We start from the raw sequence: 16,583 nt of genomic DNA, 5'->3' as shown, positions 1-16,583 counted from the left end.
CGGAAACTGAGTGGGTGTAGCTTGCGCGTGTTGAATGTCTCGCTCGGTTTATTCTTTCAGGGCAACTAGCTGTGCCCTCTCCAATTCTTCGGAGGCGGAGATAATGATTTGATCTCCCTCTTGCAGGCCGGAAATGATTTCCACTTGTTTCAGTCCCAGCGCGCCAATTTGAATGGCAACGCGCTCTGCCTGTTGTTGATCGTTGAGGCGGAATGCAAAGCGGCCGCCGCTCTGATCCAGGAAACCACCACGTTTCACCAGCAGCACATCATTGCGATTCTCCAGTAGTACGCGGGCGGTGAGGCGCAGGTTTTGGCGCAAGTTTTGGGGTTGTCCCTCGCTAAAGCGCACTCGGGCGATGACTTGGTTGTCGATGACTTCGGGGGATATCGCAGTGATTTCACCGGGTAGTTCACGCCCCCTAGGTTGACGGCCACGGCCATATTCAAGCCGAGGTCGTCGGCGTAGTTCTCTGGCACTGCCGCCTCAAGCTCAAAACTGGTGAGGTCAACTACGGTGATCAAGGGGGCGTTAGCGGCAACGGCGCTGCGCTGGGATACGGCGAGACTGCCGATGGTGCCGCTGACAGGGGAGAGGATTTCTAATTCCCGCACGCGGCGCTCGAGTTCCTCTACCTGCAACTTCTGCTGGGACACTTGTAAATGAAGGGTTTGGGTATCAAAGCTCAGGGACTCTTTTTCCAGCTCGGCGTTTTGTACAGCCTGCTCATACTCCAGTTGTGCTCGGGCCATATCGTCCTTGCTCTTTTCAAAGTCGAGCAGGGAAATAATCTGCTTCTCCTTGGAAAGCTCAGCCCGTTTTAACTCCCGTTTGGCGGCGGTGAGGTTTACCCGGGCGAGATCGGCCTTTTGCTGGTTTTCCAACTGCTGGCGCTTGGCCTGTATTTTCTGCCGTTGCAATTCTACGGACAGTTTATTGAGTTGAGCTTCCTCCTGGGCGAGTTGGTTGGATAGCTCAGGGCTGTCAACCGAGGCGAGGACTTGCCCAGCTTTCACAGTATCTCCGGCTTTTACCGCAAACTTAACGATGCCCTGCGCAGGGCTATAAAGTGTGGGGCTGTTGGCTGCGACCACTTTGCCCTGAACCACCAAGTCTCGAATCAGGTCACCGCGCTCAACCTGGGCAATATTGATACGGGATAAGGACAGGGTGTTATCTACTGAGCCGGTCCTATGCCAGGCATTAACACCCCAGATCAAAAATGCGATGGTGAGGCCAAGCAAGGCGGCAGCCTTATAGGCTTTGGGGTTTTTCCAAAGCGGTAGGGCTTCGATTTGTGTATCTTGCCTGGAAGTATCTCTAATCATTGTTGCTTTCCACTTCTCTGTGCGATTGCTTCTGCTTTGTAATTTGGATGCAGTGCATTTCTGTTTCGGATGCAAATCAAAAAAATCTGCTCTGTGAGCTACTACGCAAACCCTGTGCCAACTTTTTTGTGTCTGTAACTTATTGATATTTATTGATATTTTTCTTTTATGGGGATGTGCACAATCACAGGGGTGTCCGCTAAAAGTGTCCGCTGTCCGCCCTGTCCGGGAGATGGACCGGGCACTGTAAGCTGCATATTTGCGCCGGAAGAGGGGCGGATACCGAACTTTGCTTGCGGTTTCACGAGAGTGGTTGTCATGCGGGGGGACGGCGGTTTGTGGTAGAGTGCGCGGCCTTTTTTTGATCAATTCAAATTTATTTGCGTTTATGTTCCTTCCATCGCTGCTCTCTTCGACCAAAGCCGACTGGTTCGGCAATATACGTCGCGACGTACTCGCCGGCCTGGTAGTGGCCCTGGCACTGATTCCCGAAGCCATTGCTTTCTCGATTATCGCGGGAGTTGATCCCCGAGTTGGCCTCTACGCCTCTTTCTGTATTGCTGTGGTCATTGCCTTTGTGGGCGGTCGGCCGGGGATGATTTCCGCCGCTACTGGCGCAATGGCCCTTCTGATGGTGACCCTGGTGAAGGAGCACGGACTGCAATATCTGCTCGCAGCCACATTGCTCACCGGGGTGTTGCAGATCATCGCTGGCTATCTGAAGCTGGGTAGTTTGATGAGCTTTGTCTCACGGGCGGTGGTCACGGGGTTTGTGAATGCCCTGGCGATCCTTATCTTCCTGGCGCAAATGCCCGAGTTGATTGGTGGTACCTGGGAGGTCTATGCCATGACAGCTGCGGGTCTGGGGGTCATTTACCTATTCCCCTATGTCCCGGTGATTGGTAAAGCTGTGCCTTCACCGCTGGTATGTATCCTGTTGCTGACGGCAGTGGCTGTCACCATGGGGATGGATATCCGTACCGTGGGGGATATGGGCGAGTTGCCGGATACTCTGCCTATTTTCCTCTGGCCCGAGGTTCCGCTGAATTTCGAAACCCTACAGATTATTTTCCCCTACTCCGCTGGTCTGGCAGTGGTAGGTCTGCTGGAATCCCTGATGACAGCAACGATTGTGGACGACTTGACCGATACTCCGAGTGATAAGAACCGCGAGTGTAAAGGTCAGGGGATCGCCAATATCGCGGCCGGCTCCCTGGGGGGATGGCCGGTTGCGCCATGATTGGCCAGTCTGTCATCAATGTGAAGTCCGGTGGCCGAGGTCGGCTCTCAACTCTGGTAGCTGGCGTTGGCCTGCTGACCCTGGTGGTGTTTCTCAGTGACTGGGTTGCGGTAATTCCTATGGCAGCACTAGTTGCGGTCATGATTATGGTTTCCATAGGTACTTTTGACTGGAGTTCTATCCGCAACCTGAAACGCTACCCGCTCTCCACAAATTTGGTGATGTTGGCTACTGTGGTTGTGGTAGTGTGGACCCATAACCTGGCCTATGGTGTATTTGTTGGTGTGTTACTGGCCTCGCTGTTCTTTGCCAATAAGGTTAGCCACTTTATGTACGTGAGCAGCTCTCTCGAAGAAGCTCAGAGCCGCCGAACCTACAAGGTCATTGGACAGGTCTTCTTCAACTCCGCCGATAAGTTCATGGCCTCTTTCGATTTTAAGGAAGTGGTGGATACTGTAGTGATCGATCTCAATCGCGCGCATTTCTGGGATATTTCCGGAGTAAATGCGCTGGACAAGGTGGTGCTCAAGTTCCGTCGTGAGGGTGCAGAAGTGGAGCTGGTAGGGTTGAACGAAGCTAGTGAAACCATCGTCGACCGGTTCGGCGTACACGATAAGCCCGAGGAAATTGAGCGGGTTCTTGGAGGACATTGATGGCCGTAAGCAGCAGCGAAAATAACAATAAAGAGACACATAATGGTGGGTCTTTACCAGTGGTACTTTCCTGTATTGATGGTTCCCAATACACCGGCGCCGTCTGTGATTACTCCGCTTGGCTGGCTGCCAAGCTGGACGCACCGCTAAAGCTGTTGCATAACATTGAGCGCAGTAGTGTACCTGCGGTCACCGATTTTACCGGCAGTATCGGCTTAGGCAGCCAGGAAGAGCTGCTGGAAGAACTGACGGCGCTTGAGCAACAGCGTGCGCAATTGCTGGTGAAGCAGGGCAAGCTCATGCTGCAGGCGGCACGAAATCGCGCTGAGGATGCCGGCGTTGGACAGGTCATTACCTGCCAGCGCCACGACACCCTGACAGAATCTGTGGTGGAGCTGGAAGACTGCATTCGTGTTCTGGTACTCGGTATTCGCGGTGAGGAGCACGGCGAGTCAGAGCAGGGGCTGGGCGCACAGTTGGAAACTGTAGTCCGCTCCCTGCACAAACCGATACTGGTGGTTAATCGGGAATTTCAGCAGCCGCAGAGGATTATGCTTGCCTATGACGGTAGTGAGGCGGCGTGCAAGGCCCTGGGCCTGATAGCTGGTAGCCCGCTGTTCCGCGACCTGTCCTGCCACCTGGTAAATGTAGGACCGGCGCAAGTGGCGGAAAAGCTATTAGCTGAGGCCAGTGCCGAATTGGACAAGGCCGGCCTCGCAGTAACGGCCAGTAATCTGGAGGGTAATACAGTTGAGGCCTTGATCACCTATCAGGAGGAGCACCAGATTGACCTCACTGTGATGGGGGCGTTCAGTCACAATCGTCTGCGTGATTTGTTGATGGGCAGTATCACAGCGAAGATGCTACTCAAGACCCGCCAGCCTCTGCTGCTATTGCGATAACTTTCCTAGAGCGCGAGTACTGCGTCCCGGGGGCTGACAAACCAACGCAAAGCCTCCGCATCCTCGGGAAGCGGTAGATCGTAGAATTTTGCATTGCGTGGTTTGCGGCAAAGCTCCCGCTCGGCAATGGCCAGGTACTCCTCTAGAGGAAGTAATGACACCTCCTGCTCGCTTTTACTGGAAGGGCAATTGCTGAAGTTCAATTGCGCCAGGCTGGCTGCGGACTCTGGTTTTTTGCCTTGATAGCGCCAGACTCCCTGATCCTGGTCGAAATAATAATACGGCAGTAGTCTCCAGCCGTGGCGCGCTACCAGAGCCACGGCTTCAAGCAGATATTCGAATACTGTCTCACTGATGAAGTAATTGAAATTCAGGCGTACCCAGCCCGGACGCATTAATTTTTGCCCTTTGAGTATCTGTCCCTCCAGCGCCCGGCTATAGGCCATATCGATATCCAGAAGGGTATGCCCATAGGGGCCTGCGCAGGAACAGCCACCGCGGGCCTGGATTCCGAAAAGGTCATTGAGTAGTGCCACCACAAAACCGTAGTGCAAATCCTTCCCGCGCCATTTGATGCGCAGCGAGATAATTGAAAGGCGCGGTATATCAAGGTTGCCGAGAACCTCGATGTTCTCTTCCTTTGACCAGCGCTCGAGAGCATGGCCGATCAGCCGCTTCTCCCTCTGGGTTATTTCATTGATACCCACAGTTTGCTGGAGTTTAAAGACCATGCCTGCGCGAATGGACTCGACTATCGCCGGGGTGCCGCCTTCCTCGCTGCGCTCCGGGTCTTCGAGGTAACGGTGATCCTCAGGAGTGACATAGAGCACCGTGCCACCGCCGGGTGCTGCAGGGACGGCGTTTTGCAGCAGCTTCTCTTTCACCACCAGAATTCCTGGAGTGCCGGGGCCACCGACAAATTTATGCGGAGAGATAAATACAGCGTCTTTTGAACTATCGCCCCGGGGGTCTTGCTCACCGCGCACATCAATTGCCATATAGGGGGCGGCCGCGGCGTAGTCCCAGAAAGACAGGGCACCGTACTGGTGAAGTAGGCGGGTGACAGCTTCTACTTCGGTCACGATGCCGGTGACATTAGAGGCGGCGGAAAAGCTGCCGATCCGCAGGGGGCGGTCAGCGTACGCACGCAGCTGATTTTCGAGCGTATCAAGATCCAATGTGCCGGTGCTATTCAACGGAATAGACACTAGTTCGGCAATGCTTTCCCGCCAGGGCAATTCATTGGAGTGGTGTTCATAGGGCCCAATAAATACGACAGGACGCTGGCTGGCAGAAATACTGTCACTGAAGCGATGCTGCAGGTTCAAGTCCACCGGAGGACGCAACTTTAGAATATCGATCAGCTTGTTAATGGCGGCAGTGGCACCGGAGCCACAGAATATGATTTTGTGCTCCTCGCTCCCGTTGACTGCACGCCGGATCTCTTTCCTCGCCTCCTCTCTGAATCCTGTGGTTTGAGCACCGGTGTAAGACGTTTCGCTATGGGTGTTGGCATAGTAAGGCAACACCTTTTGGCGAATAGAGTCTTCGATGAAAGATAGTGAGCGGCCGGATGCAGTGTAATCAGCGTACACCAGTGGTCGCTGTCCGAAGGGGGTGGCAATGGGCTGCATATCGCCAATAACTGAGTCACGGATGTATTTGATGAGAGCTGTCACGAGTTCCATTTCCTGTATTTTTCATGGAAATTACTCTAGTGCTTTAACACCGAAACAATGTCCCTGTTTGTCTTTTTTAATTGGTAAATTTCGAAACATTGTGCCGTTTTATTTTATTTTTCGGTACGTTAATGCTTTAAAAAGGTATGGTGGAAACACTAGTAATTATTATGAATGTTTTAAAGGAGGGGCTTTGATGGCGGCGCGGCTAAACAGGCAAGACAAACAAATTCTGGAGCTGTTACAGGGGGATGCGACGCTGTCTGTTGGGGAAATTGCTGAGCGAGTGGGTGTGTCAAAATCCGCTTGCTGGAGGCGCATTCACAAGATGGAAGAGGAAGGGATTATCGCTGATAGAGTGACCTTGCTAAACCAGCATAAGTTAAATTTGCCCCTGACTGTATATATCTCTATCCGTACCAACCAACACAATGACCAGTGGGCAGCCCAGTTTGCCGAATTGGTGCAGGGGGTTGCTGAGATTCTGGAGGTACACCGGATGAGTGGGGATCTGGATTACCTGATCAAGGCGGTGGTGACCGATATGCCTGGTTACGACCGCCTGTATAAAGAACTAATTAAGGCCGACCTGTTTGATGTCAGTTCCAGCTTCGTAATGGAGACCATGAAACAGACGACCCGTTTACCTCTCACATACGCTGTTGATAAGTAAGCTTCAGTGGCTGTGGCGCTTGCGTAACCATTGGCGGAGTTTTGCCTCGCCAAGAGCCCTGTCTCCATGTGGTACTTTGAGGCTATTGCGGATTTCCCGCCAGGCATTGGAGCTGAGCCAGAGATTCAAGGCCAGTACGACCAGCATCACCAGGATGGAGCCCAGCCCCGCCAGCAGCATGTCCTTTTGCGCGTCCCAGATATCGCCCTGGGAGCCGAGGAACGCGATTCCCAACTCCGGAGAAACTGTCCGTGCTGCCAACCATTCAATAATTTCGTAAATAGAAGAGAGGGCAAACGTCACATCTACTGGGAAGAAGTAGGCCCAGAATCCACGCAGACCAGCCAGGCGTATTAATATTTCCCGCACTGGGTAGGCGAGCAGCAACCCAAAACTAAAGTGCACCAGGCGATCGTACATATTGCGCTCGGCGCCAAGCCATTCCTGCAGAGTGTAACCAAAGGGCACTTCTGCATAGGTGTAGTGGGAGCCAAACACATGCAGGCACATAAACACGGTGATCAGCGTATAAGAGACGTTGGAGAGCGGGAGCATACGTATGCTGATCAAAATTACCGGCAGCGCCGCAAAGACCAGGTAATTTTCTAATAACCAGTCATCCGGATGCAGCGGCTGCCAGGCTGACCAGCCCCATGCGACTGAGAAAATAGCCAGTAATAACAGGCGGTACCAGTGTTTTCGAATAGCGGACATGACTGTAAAAACCCACTGCAAAAAAAGTATATCTGCGCCAGGATACACCATTGTCCGCCGTTGTGGATTGGGCCAAATGCCCCCTGGTATGAATAGCTAATGCAGGGCCGGCCGGTAGGGAAGGGCGGCAATAATCCTGGCTTCCTCATTCAGCAAATGGGCAAGACGACTCTCCACCGCCTCACGGGGGAAATACTCCAAGGCCAACTCAACAAACAGTTCATGGTGGCGGGCCTCACTTTCTGTAATGACCTTATAGAAAGTTTGTAATGATCCCGCTGGAAGGGCCTCAGCGACCAAACCAAAACGCTCACAGCCTCGCGCTTCAATAATTGCTGCGGTGAGCAGGCGGTCTATCAGGTACTCTTCCGGACCACGGCGAATCAGCTTGCGCAGGGCATGAATATAGGGATCTTTCTCATCTGGTGCCTGATAGATCCCCCGCTCATGCATAATCCTGATCACTTGGCGGAAATGGTTCATCTCCTCTAAAGCCAGATTCACCATGGCCTCGACCAGTAGAGGTTTATCGGGATAGTGAGAGAACATGGACACTGCCATACCAGAGGCTTTCTTTTCCGCTGCGGCATGATCCTGCAGGAAGCGGTTAAAGTCACTGAGAACGACTTGGGCCCAGTCTTTCGGGGTCTTGTAATACAGTTGGAACATGGTGGATGGCGGTGACGCAAAAACGCCATTATACCGCCATCGATAGGATTGACCTGCTGGCCCTGTTGAAAAAGGTTTTAGCTCGCCAGGCGGCGTTCGCGTACTTCCCGATCGCGCTGGGTAGCAATTCGCGCCTGCTCCAGGGACATGCCGGCTTTAGCATGGGGGGTTGGCCTGCCATTAGCACCCAAAGCTACGAAGACTATTTGCTCGACTTGCACAATCAACTCCTGGCTCTGCTTGTTGCGAACCTCACAGTGCACGGTGAGTGAACTCTGGCCAATGCCGATCACTTCAAACCCAAACTCTACTACGTCTCCGCAGCAGGCTGGGCTGACAAAATCGATCTCTGACATTAGCTTGGTTACCAGCATTGGTGTACCCATCTGACAGCCGGCAAAAATGGCAGCCTCTTCATCAATCCAGGCGAGTAACTGGCCGCCAAACAGGCGCTGGGCGGGGTTCAGGTCGCCGGGCTTTACACAGTGACGCGAATAGTATTTCACACTGACCTTCCTAACTAACTGTGGAATGAACAATTGGTGAGCTACTGGTGGCGAATTTGCCAGAAGTAATCCTCGGCAAATTTCGCAACAGAGATTAAATCGATACTCACATAGGGAGTTACTGCATACAGCGTGCCAAGGCAAAAAAAGTGTAGCCGAGGAAAAAGGTTGTAAAGACTGTCACGGAGTTTAAGGCAAGCACATATTTGGCGCGATTAGGCACCTGAGAGCACATAAATAGTGCGATAAGTCACAATAGATGGGTTTGGTGGCTGCTTTGGCCGCTGGGTGGGATATTCTGGACAATCTGCTCGCCAGCCTGGAAATGTCGCTATGGGACTCACCAGCCACAACCAGTAGAATGGCCGGGAATATGTCCCAAGTGTCTTTATTCTTGGGGCCGTCAGTGTTTTCCCGATGCGCTGTAAGCGTATCTGTGATCACATAACCACGATTCCCCAAGTGCAAAGGGAGAGACAGTAAGGATGATCATCCAGCCGAAAGTACGCGGATTTATTTGTACCAATGCCCACCCGCAGGGCTGTGCAGCCAATGTGCGTGAACAGATTGAGTACATCAAGTCTCAGCCAGCAATTGAGAATGGCCCCAAGCGGGTTCTGGTTGTAGGTGCCTCCACCGGTTACGGCCTCGCTTCGCGTATCACTGCCGCTTTTGGTTGTGGCGCCAAGACCCTGGGGGTGTTCTTTGAGAAGCCGCCCACAGAAAAGCGCACCGCTTCTGCCGGTTATTACAACTCGGCTGCGTTCGAGGACGAAGCGCATAAGGCGGGCCTGTACGCCAAGAGTATTAATGGGGATGCCTTCTCTGATGAGGTGAAGGCCCAGGCGATTGAGATGATTCAAGAGGATCTGGGGCAGGTAGACCTGGTGGTCTACAGCTTGGCATCTCCACGTCGTACCGACCCCAAGACTGGTGAACTTTACAGTTCTGTATTGAAGCCGATCGGTGAGTCTTACACCGCCAGGAACCTCAATACCGACAAGCTGGAAATCTCGGACATCACAGTTGACCCTGCCAGTGAGGAAGAGATTTCCAATACCGTGAAGGTTATGGGCGGTGAGGATTGGGAACTGTGGATGCAGGCTTTAGGCGATGCCGGCGTATTGTCAGATACCTGCAAGACAGTTGCTTACACCTATATCGGTGAAAAGTTAACTTGGCCTATTTACGGTCATGCGACTATTGGTAAGGCGAAGGAGGACCTGGATCGGGCGGCCAGAGCCATTACTGAAAGTGGTCAGGCGGCGGCAAATGTCGCGGTACTGAAAGCACTGGTCACTCAGTCGAGCTCTGCAATTCCAGTGATGCCACTATATATCTCCCTGGTCTACAAGGTGATGAAAGAAGAGGGCACCCACGAAGGCTGTATCGAGCAGTTGTACCGCTTGTATACCGAGGGTCTGTACACCGATAGCCCACGCCTCGATAGTGATAACCGCCTGCGTATGGATGACAAGGAGTTGCGCGAGGAGACCCAGGCTAAGATTGAAAAATTGTGGCCAGAGGTGACCAAAGAAAATCTTTTTGAGTTGACTGATTACAAAGGTTATCAGGCCGATTTTCTCAAGCTGTTTGGTTTTGGCGTAACCGGTGTTGATTACGACGCAGACACCAGCCCACAGGTAGAAGCTGAATTCAGCTGATCACGCTGAACCAGTCCCGACTGCAATTTTGCATTCTACAAGGAGCGGCATGGCCGCTCCTTGATCCAACCCCAACCAGGTCTTCTATCTACTCTCTCAAGCCCCAAAACGGCATAATTCCTGTTTCGCCTTTTTGTGGAGAGAGGACGCCATGAATTACCGCCAGCTTGGCACCAGCAATCTCAAAGTCAGCCAGATTTGTCTGGGCACAATGACTTTTGGTGAGCAAAATACAGCTGCTGATGCGGCTAAACAGCTGGATTATGTCTTTGATCAAGGGGTAAATTTTATCGATTGTGCCGAGATGTATCCGGTGCCGCCGCGCCCTGAGACTCAGGGGCTCACCGAGGAATATATCGGTAAATGGCTGTCGGCCCGTGGCGGTCGTGACAAGGTAATTATTGCCACAAAAGTGGCGGGGCGCGGTGAGGCTAATCCGGGGTTAGGCACCTGCGTTCTGGACCGCGCCTCAGCCGAGATCATGTACTGAAAGCTTGTGATGAGTCCCTAAAAAGGCTGGGCACCGATTACCTCGATCTCTATCAGGTCCATTGGCCGGAACGCCAAACCAACTTTTTTGGTTGTCTAGGGTACCAGCATGGAGGTGATGATGGCATTACTATTGCCGAGACACTCAATGCACTGGAGGAGTTGGTCAAGGCAGGCAAGGTGCGTTATATCGGTATTTCTAACGAGACGCCTTGGGGCATGCATGAATACCTAAGAGAGTCAGTTGTTTATGGTAAGCCGCGTATCGTTTCCATTCAGAATCCATACAATCTGCTCAACCGGAGCTTTGAAGTGGGCTGTGCGGAGATCTCCATCCGGGAGCAATGTGGCCTTCTGGCATATTCGCCACTTGCCTTTGGTGTCTTGTCCGGCAAGTACCTTGGCGGCGCAAGGCCTGCAGGGGCACGCCTGACTTTGTATGAGCGTTTTCAACGCTACACAAACGATCGCAGTGCAACAGCTACCGGTGCTTATGTGGAGTTGGCCCGCCAGTTTGGTCTAGACCCTGCGCAGATGGCTCTGGCATTCGTCAACCAGCAGCCGTTTGTGACTAGCAATATCATCGGCGCAACCACCATGGAGCAGTTGCGTAGCAATATTGCCAGCACTGAATTACTTTTGGATAACGAACAGCTAGCTGCGATTGAAGCTATTCATCAGTACAACCCAAATCCGGCTCCGTAATAGGTGGCTCTGCTATCTATAATGGGGAACACAAACCACTAAATCGGTACCAATACATCACGTGAGCACGAGAGAGGCAGCTCCCATGGAAACGACCGGGCATCACACGCTCAACGATCTCTTTGCCCAGCTGGGGATGTCGTCGGAAGATGCGGCGATTCATGAGTTTCTGATTACTCACTATTTGCATAGGCATGAGAAATTATCTTCCGCATCATTTTGGACTGAGGGGCAGAGGGAGTTTCTTCGGAGCGCCATAGAGGAAGATTCTGACTGGTGCGTCGCTGTTGATGAGCTGGATTCCCTCCTGCGCCATTAAGTTGTAACACTACTGCGGCTGCTGTCCATTCCAGCCTGTATCCCATGGGTTATACTACGCCGAATTCAACCGATTAAGCTGGTGACTATTCGCCGGCAGCGTAGCGATACCCGATGGAAAAACCCCGATTTCGAGTTGCCTTACTGCACCCCCGGCACTGGCTGACCTGGTTGCTCTTTGCTTTTTGGTTCCTGCTGGCCCAGCTGCCTTTTCGTTGGCAGTTGTCTATAGGGCGTGGTGTGGGCAAGGTGATGATGAGGCTAGCCCCAAGCCGGCGCACTATTGCCGAGCGCAACCTTGCCCTGTGTTTTCCTGAGTTCAGTAAGGCTGAACGCTCACAACTTCTTCGTCGAAATTTCGAGTCCAGCGGAATTGCCCTAATGGAAACCGGCATGGCCTGGTTTCGCTCTGCGCGCTGGCTGCGTAAGCGTGTCTCTATAGAGGGGTTGGAAGCCTTGCAGGATATCCAGGCTGAGGGGCAAGGTGTGCTGCTAATGGCTATGCACTTTACCACCCTGGAATTGGGGGCGGCTCTTATGGGGATGAGCATTACCCTTGATGGTATGTACCGGCCGCACAAAAACCCTGTATATGACTATATGCAGCGTAAAGGGCGTGAGCGCCATACTGGTGATGGTAGTGTCTACCAGCGTAAGGATGTTCGTGGGGTACTGCGCGCCCTGCAGCAGGGGCGTGCCGTCTGGTATGCTCCAGACCAGGATTATGGAATTAAGCAGGGCGTCTTTGCCCCGTTTTTTCCAATCCTGCGGCAACGGTGACAGGCACATCGCGATTTGCCCGGGTAGGACGCGCCAAGGTAGTACCCTATGTGCTGACCCGTTTGGAGGATTGCTCCGGTTACCGCCTGAAGGTGTACCCACCTATTGAGGAGATTCCCTCTGGAGACGAGCTGCAGGATGCCATCCTGGTCAACCAGTTCATTGAAGCTCGTATTCGAGAGGCACCAGAACAGTATATGTGGGTGCATCGACGTTTTAAGACCCGGCCGGAAGGCGCCAATAATGTGTACGAAGGAGTCCGCAAGAAGAAAAAGAAGCGCAGGAAAGTGGCGAGCTAGTCACACTGGCATAGACACTGCGCCCTAAGTAACATACAGGTTCGATTCTGGCGGTGCTATTCCAGGCCGAGCGCGAAAATTAAGGAGAGAGAATGTTTACCGGCAGTATGGTGGCCTTGGCTACCCCAATGTACGCAGACGGAAGCCTGGATTGGGACAGTCTGCGCAATTTGGTTGAGTGGCATATAGAACAAGGCACCCGCGCATTGGTTGCAGTAGGTACTACCGGCGAATCAGCCACTCTGGATGTGAATGAACACATTGAGGTCATCCGGCGCGTGGTAGATCAGGTTGCGGGGCGCGTTCCAGTGATTGCAGGAACGGGCGCCAACTCAACTACTGAAGCGATTGAACTGACAGAAAATGCCGCTCGTTGTGGCGCCGATGCCTGTTTATTGGTGACCCCCTATTACAATAAGCCTTCCCAGGAGGGCTTGTATCAACACCATCGCGCTATCGCCAAAGCGGTGGCCATTCCGCAGATCCTGTATAACGTGCCTGGGCGCACAGCTGTGGATATGTTGCCCGAGACTGTGCAACGTTTGGCTGCCATTGGCAATATTGTTGGAATCAAGGAAGCGACTGGAGACCTGGAGCGGGCTAAAGTTCTATTAGAAACTCTTCCCCAGGGTTTCGCCGTTTACTCCGGCGATGACTGCACTGCGATGGAGTTGATCCTGATGGGGGGGCAAGGTGATATCAGCGTCACCGCCAATGTCGCCCCAGCTGCTGTTGCGCAAATGTGTGAAGCTGCTCTGGCTGGAGATGCTGCGACTGCACGGGCAATTGATCAGCGTATCCAAATATTGCACAAAGTGCTGTTTTTGGAGTCCAACCCGATACCGGTGAAATGGGCTCTGCGGGAAATGGGGCGTATAGACGGGGGGATTCGCCTGCCGCTGACCAGCCTTTCCCCTGAGCATCATGCTACAGTGCGCGAAGCTTTGCGCAGTGCCGGCGTACTGTGAGTCCGCGAACAGAGAATTAACCAGGAAAGCTTTGATGAATAAATTGACCGTTGGAGCCGCGCTCTGTATTTCCAGTCTTACCCTGGCAGGTTGTGGTGTGTTCGGCAACGATGGCTATTTCCGCGATCGCAGCAATGATTACCAACAGGCCGACAGCTTGGCACCGCTGCAGATACCGGAAGGCATCAACGCCAAGCACCAGGAGGAGCTCTATGAGATCCCCCAGATTGCAGGAAATGAACTGGAGCAGAGTGACTTCGAGGTTCCGCGGCCTCAAGCATTATCTGTCAATGCTGGAACGGAACGGGTAAAGATACAAAAGCTGGGTAGCAACCGTTGGGTGCTGGTATCCCAACCACCGGCAGAGGTTTGGCCTCAGCTGCATTATTTCTTGCGCTCCTCGGGCTTACATGTGGAGATGTCTGATGCCAGCAGCGGCATTATGGAAACGGCCTGGATGACATTTAACGAGAGCCCGGAAACCAAAGATAAGTACCGCCTGCAGATTGAAACCGGTGTGCAGCCCGACACTACCGAGATCCACGTGCGTCACCTGTCGGTTGCCGCGGATGCTCCGGTGGGTGGCTCCGTCAACTGGCCACAGCGTTCCAGTAGCCCTGAACGCGAAGGTTGGATGATCGATGAAATGTCCACATCCCTGGCAACCGAATCCACTGGTGCTTCTGCTTCATTGGTGGCCCAAGCTATCGGTGGCAGTACTGTGAAAGTTCAGTTGCGCGAGCCGGTTGGCCATGAGCCCTATATCTCTATGGGGCTGGAGATGGAGCGCGCTTGGGCGACAGTCGCTCATGCGGTGAATGCGGGAGGTTATCGTCTGCATCGTGAAGATTCTGATATCGGCCTTTTCTACGTCACTTACGATGAGGAGCGCGAGTTGGCCGATAGTGAGGATGATGGTGGCTGGTTCTCTTGGGGTAAGAAGGACAAACAAGATGAGCTGGCCGATAGTGCTAACCAGGTTACCCTGCAGCAGATTCTTGCCGGTATCGATACCACTGAAGGCACTGAGCCTCCCTTGTTCAAAGAGATCAAAGGGCTTGGTGTAAGCGCTAGTCCCGAAGGAGAATATCCTGGCTACTTGATTGTGATTCGCGGAAATGATGATGAGATTGAAGTGCGTATCCGCGATACCCGTGGCCAGCCGCTGTCTCGGACCAAAGCCTCTGAGTTACTACTCTCGATTCAGCAGAACTTGATTTAATGGGCCTGCGCTTCGCCTCACTGGGAAGCGGCAGCAAAGGCAACGGCACTCTGGTCGCCAGTGGCGACCACTGCCTGCTTGTTGATTGTGGCTTTACCATCAAGGAGACCGAGCGGCGTATGGCGCGGCTCGGTATGTCCCCTGCCGATCTCACTGCCATTCTGGTAACCCATGAACACAGCGACCACCTGTCTGGGGTTGCTCCTCTTGCGCGTAAGTATGGCTTGGCTGTTTACCTGACCCCGGGCACTCTCCGAGCTCGCGATATTGGCAAGTTGCCTGAAGTTCATCTGATTGAAGGTCATCAACCGCTTACTGTTGCGGGTATACAAGTCACACCTGTGGCTGTGCCTCACGATGCGCGGGAAGCCGCGCAGTATGTTTTTCGCAGTCGTGGCAGTAGTCTCGGCCTCCTTACTGATCTGGGTACGGTGACACCTCATGTAGAGGCCCACTTTAGCGGCTGCGACGCACTGGTTTTGGAGGCTAATCACGATCCCCAGATGCTGGCACAGGGGCCATACCCTCCCTCATTAAAAAGGCGAGTTGGCGGAGCTTATGGTCATTTGAGTAATCAACAGGCTGCCGGATTTTTGCAGCGGGTGGGCTATGAACAGCTGCAGCACTTAGTGGTGGCCCATATTAGTGAGAAGAATAATACGCTGGAACTTGCCCGCTCAGCGATGGCTGAGATGGCGGAAAGTGTGGAGAATTGTATTTTTGCCTGCCAGCAAGAGGGATTCGACTGGCTCACTGTGGAAGCACGGGGATAGGCCCCATTCGCTTCGTATCACTCGGCTCTAAATCTCTCAATACAAATCTGCTTTGCCTTAGTTAGGACGACCTCTGGCTATTCGAGGGACGGGGGATATATGGAAACAATACTGATTTATCTATTGGTTGGGGCGGTGGCTGGCACTATCGCTGGCCTATTTGGTGTTGGTGGCGGCCTGATTATTGTTCCAGCGCTGATACTGGTTTTTACCGCTATGGGAGTCTCGCCAGAAATTCTGACCCATATGGCTGTTGGGACCTCACTTGCCACGATTGTTATTACTTCTATTAGTTCTGTACGAGCCCATCACAAGAGAGAAGCTGTGGATTGGCAGCTGTTCAGGAAGATGACGCCGGGAATACTGCTGGGCTCTTGGCTGGGAGGGATGACGGCGGAACTGTTACCTGGGGCCTGGTTACAGTTATTGATAGGAGTCTTCGCCATTGTGATTGCCGTCCGTATGTGGCTGAGTGGCCTCCGCCATGGCCAGGTTGAGGAGGGAGTTGGTAATCCTCCAGTTGCTCCTTTGCTGGCTGCTGCCGGCGGCGTGATAGGTTGGGCCTCTGCAATTTTTGGTATTGGCGGAGGGTCCCTCACCGTACCTTTTCTTTCCCGGTGTCGTGTACAAATTCAGCGCGCGGTTGCTACCTCTGCAGCTTGCGGGTTACCAATCGCTTTAGCTGGGGCGCTGAGTTTTACGGTGCAGGGGTGGGATAATAGCCAGCTGCCGAGCTGGAGCAGTGGATATATCTATTGGCCCGCTTTCCTGGGAATCGTCGCAACCAGTACCTTGTTTGCCCGTTTTGGGGCCAATCTGGCTCACCGTCTTCCGGCAAAGTGGTTAAAACATGGCTTTGCTGTTTTACTTTGTATGATAGGCGGGCGCTTTATTTGGCTCAATAGCAGCTTGCTAACCTCTTAGATACTGGCAGATTTTAATGGTAGTTTCCTCTTGAAGCGATTTGGTTGATTGGGGGGATCTTAAGATTCTTTTCCTTT

Annotated in this window: 15 protein-coding genes and 3 pseudogenes; 12 read left to right on the top strand and 6 right to left on the bottom strand. The window is 53.0% G+C overall.

All coding sequences use genetic code 11. The annotated features are described in order from the left end of the window. Window positions 1–48 precede the first annotated feature (48 nt). On the bottom strand, window positions 49–267 hold the full coding sequence (locus P3339_RS19285) for a permuted SH3 domain-containing protein (RefSeq protein ID WP_282951608.1): 219 nt from the start codon (window positions 265–267) through the stop codon (window positions 49–51). Continuing rightward, entirely contained in the window at window positions 255–1,328 is a 1,074-nt protein-coding gene (locus tag P3339_RS19280; RefSeq protein WP_282951607.1) for an HlyD family secretion protein, read from the bottom strand. The genes P3339_RS19285 and P3339_RS19280 overlap by 13 nt, the downstream gene beginning before the upstream one ends. Before the next feature lie 388 nt (window positions 1,329–1,716). Here P3339_RS19280 and P3339_RS23630 point away from each other — a divergent pair. The 3 genes and pseudogenes from P3339_RS23630 to P3339_RS19270 form a co-directional block, all read left to right on the top strand. Then, window positions 1,717–2,735 (top strand): annotated as a pseudogene (locus tag P3339_RS23630) (SulP family inorganic anion transporter); the annotation flags it as partial. Further along, window positions 2,709–3,221 (top strand): STAS domain-containing protein, encoded by a 513-nt coding sequence (locus tag P3339_RS23625; protein ID WP_353056940.1) that lies wholly within the window; start codon window positions 2,709–2,711, stop codon window positions 3,219–3,221. The pseudogene P3339_RS23630 and the gene P3339_RS23625, both read left to right, overlap by 27 nt. After that, window positions 3,221–4,123 carry a universal stress protein gene (locus P3339_RS19270; RefSeq protein WP_020411995.1) on the top strand — a complete coding sequence of 301 codons (903 nt, stop codon included), beginning with the start codon at window positions 3,221–3,223 and terminating at the stop codon, window positions 4,121–4,123. The genes P3339_RS23625 and P3339_RS19270 overlap by 1 nt, the downstream gene beginning before the upstream one ends. Before the next feature lie 5 nt (window positions 4,124–4,128). Here the strand turns inward: P3339_RS19270 and P3339_RS19265 are convergent, their stop codons facing one another. Then, window positions 4,129–5,811, bottom strand: a complete 1,683-nt coding sequence (locus tag P3339_RS19265) for an aminotransferase class V-fold PLP-dependent enzyme (protein WP_282951606.1) — start codon at window positions 5,809–5,811, stop codon at window positions 4,129–4,131. A 187-nt stretch (window positions 5,812–5,998) separates the two neighbouring features. On the opposite strand from P3339_RS19265, the gene P3339_RS19260 reads away from it, so the two are divergent. Beyond that, window positions 5,999–6,475, top strand: coding sequence for an Lrp/AsnC family transcriptional regulator (locus P3339_RS19260; protein WP_020411997.1), 477 nt, complete (start codon window positions 5,999–6,001; stop codon window positions 6,473–6,475). A gap of 3 nt (window positions 6,476–6,478) precedes the next feature. Here the strand turns inward: P3339_RS19260 and P3339_RS19255 are convergent, their stop codons facing one another. From P3339_RS19255 to P3339_RS19245, 3 genes are all read right to left on the bottom strand, one after another. Continuing rightward, window positions 6,479–7,189, bottom strand: a complete 711-nt coding sequence (locus P3339_RS19255; RefSeq protein WP_282951605.1) for a DUF2238 domain-containing protein — start codon at window positions 7,187–7,189, stop codon at window positions 6,479–6,481. 96 nt (window positions 7,190–7,285) lie between these two features. Then, on the bottom strand, window positions 7,286–7,858 hold the full coding sequence (locus P3339_RS19250) for a tRNA-(ms[2]io[6]A)-hydroxylase (RefSeq protein WP_020411999.1): 573 nt from the start codon (window positions 7,856–7,858) through the stop codon (window positions 7,286–7,288). Window positions 7,859–7,935: 77 nt separating this feature from the next. After that, window positions 7,936–8,364 (bottom strand): acyl-CoA thioesterase, encoded by a 429-nt coding sequence (locus P3339_RS19245; protein ID WP_020412000.1) that lies wholly within the window; start codon window positions 8,362–8,364, stop codon window positions 7,936–7,938. Window positions 8,365–8,849: 485 nt separating this feature from the next. Here P3339_RS19245 and fabV point away from each other — a divergent pair, with 485 nt between their 5' ends. From fabV to P3339_RS19200, 8 genes and pseudogenes are all read left to right on the top strand, one after another. Further along, window positions 8,850–10,028 carry an enoyl-ACP reductase FabV gene (gene fabV, locus P3339_RS19240; RefSeq protein WP_282951604.1) on the top strand — a complete coding sequence of 393 codons (1,179 nt, stop codon included), beginning with the start codon at window positions 8,850–8,852 and terminating at the stop codon, window positions 10,026–10,028. A gap of 151 nt (window positions 10,029–10,179) precedes the next feature. Further along, window positions 10,180–11,222: pseudogene (locus tag P3339_RS19235) on the top strand (NADP(H)-dependent aldo-keto reductase). 85 nt (window positions 11,223–11,307) lie between these two features. After that, entirely contained in the window at window positions 11,308–11,541 is a 234-nt protein-coding gene (locus P3339_RS19230) for a DUF2789 family protein (protein ID WP_020412003.1), read from the top strand. Between the two features lie 113 nt (window positions 11,542–11,654). Continuing rightward, window positions 11,655–12,619: pseudogene (gene lpxL, locus P3339_RS19225) on the top strand (LpxL/LpxP family Kdo(2)-lipid IV(A) lauroyl/palmitoleoyl acyltransferase). Between the two features lie 92 nt (window positions 12,620–12,711). Then, a complete protein-coding gene (dapA, locus tag P3339_RS19215; RefSeq protein ID WP_020412005.1) occupies window positions 12,712–13,587 on the top strand; it encodes a 4-hydroxy-tetrahydrodipicolinate synthase in 876 nt (291 codons plus the stop codon). A gap of 34 nt (window positions 13,588–13,621) precedes the next feature. After that, window positions 13,622–14,809 (top strand): NlpB/DapX family lipoprotein, encoded by a 1,188-nt coding sequence (locus tag P3339_RS19210; protein ID WP_282951601.1) that lies wholly within the window; start codon window positions 13,622–13,624, stop codon window positions 14,807–14,809. After that, window positions 14,809–15,582 (top strand): MBL fold metallo-hydrolase, encoded by a 774-nt coding sequence (locus tag P3339_RS19205; protein ID WP_282951600.1) that lies wholly within the window; start codon window positions 14,809–14,811, stop codon window positions 15,580–15,582. The genes P3339_RS19210 and P3339_RS19205 overlap by 1 nt, the downstream gene beginning before the upstream one ends. A gap of 99 nt (window positions 15,583–15,681) precedes the next feature. Further along, window positions 15,682–16,506, top strand: a complete 825-nt coding sequence (locus P3339_RS19200) for a sulfite exporter TauE/SafE family protein (RefSeq protein ID WP_282951599.1) — start codon at window positions 15,682–15,684, stop codon at window positions 16,504–16,506. The last annotated feature ends 77 nt before the right edge of the window (window positions 16,507–16,583 follow it).

Origin of the sequence: Microbulbifer sp. MLAF003, assembly GCF_030012965.1 — a bacterium.
GTDB lineage: Bacteria > Pseudomonadota > Gammaproteobacteria > Pseudomonadales > Cellvibrionaceae > Microbulbifer > Microbulbifer variabilis.
Note: the sequence above shows the minus strand (reverse complement) of the source record. Positions and strands in the feature narration are given on the sequence as shown.

Bases quoted from the DNA above. Each gene is read 5' to 3' on its own strand.
- P3339_RS19200 (WP_282951599.1), top strand. From the start codon at position 15,682: ATGGAAACAATACTGATTTATCTATTGGTTGGGGCGGTGGCTGGCACT.
- P3339_RS19210 (WP_282951601.1), top strand. From the start codon at position 13,622: ATGAATAAATTGACCGTTGGAGCCGCGCTCTGTATTTCCAGTCTTACC.
- P3339_RS19255 (WP_282951605.1), bottom strand. From the start codon at position 7,189: ATGTCCGCTATTCGAAAACACTGGTACCGCCTGTTATTACTGGCTATT.
- P3339_RS23625 (WP_353056940.1), top strand. From the start codon at position 2,709: ATGATTATGGTTTCCATAGGTACTTTTGACTGGAGTTCTATCCGCAAC.
- dapA (WP_020412005.1), top strand. From the start codon at position 12,712: ATGTTTACCGGCAGTATGGTGGCCTTGGCTACCCCAATGTACGCAGAC.
- P3339_RS19205 (WP_282951600.1), top strand. From the start codon at position 14,809: ATGGGCCTGCGCTTCGCCTCACTGGGAAGCGGCAGCAAAGGCAACGGC.
- P3339_RS19280 (WP_282951607.1), bottom strand. From the start codon at position 1,328: ATGATTAGAGATACTTCCAGGCAAGATACACAAATCGAAGCCCTACCG.
- P3339_RS19260 (WP_020411997.1), top strand. From the start codon at position 5,999: ATGGCGGCGCGGCTAAACAGGCAAGACAAACAAATTCTGGAGCTGTTA.
- P3339_RS19230 (WP_020412003.1), top strand. From the start codon at position 11,308: ATGGAAACGACCGGGCATCACACGCTCAACGATCTCTTTGCCCAGCTG.
- P3339_RS19250 (WP_020411999.1), bottom strand. From the start codon at position 7,858: ATGTTCCAACTGTATTACAAGACCCCGAAAGACTGGGCCCAAGTCGTT.
- fabV (WP_282951604.1), top strand. From the start codon at position 8,850: ATGATCATCCAGCCGAAAGTACGCGGATTTATTTGTACCAATGCCCAC.
- P3339_RS19270 (WP_020411995.1), top strand. From the start codon at position 3,221: ATGGCCGTAAGCAGCAGCGAAAATAACAATAAAGAGACACATAATGGT.
- P3339_RS19265 (WP_282951606.1), bottom strand. From the start codon at position 5,811: ATGGAACTCGTGACAGCTCTCATCAAATACATCCGTGACTCAGTTATT.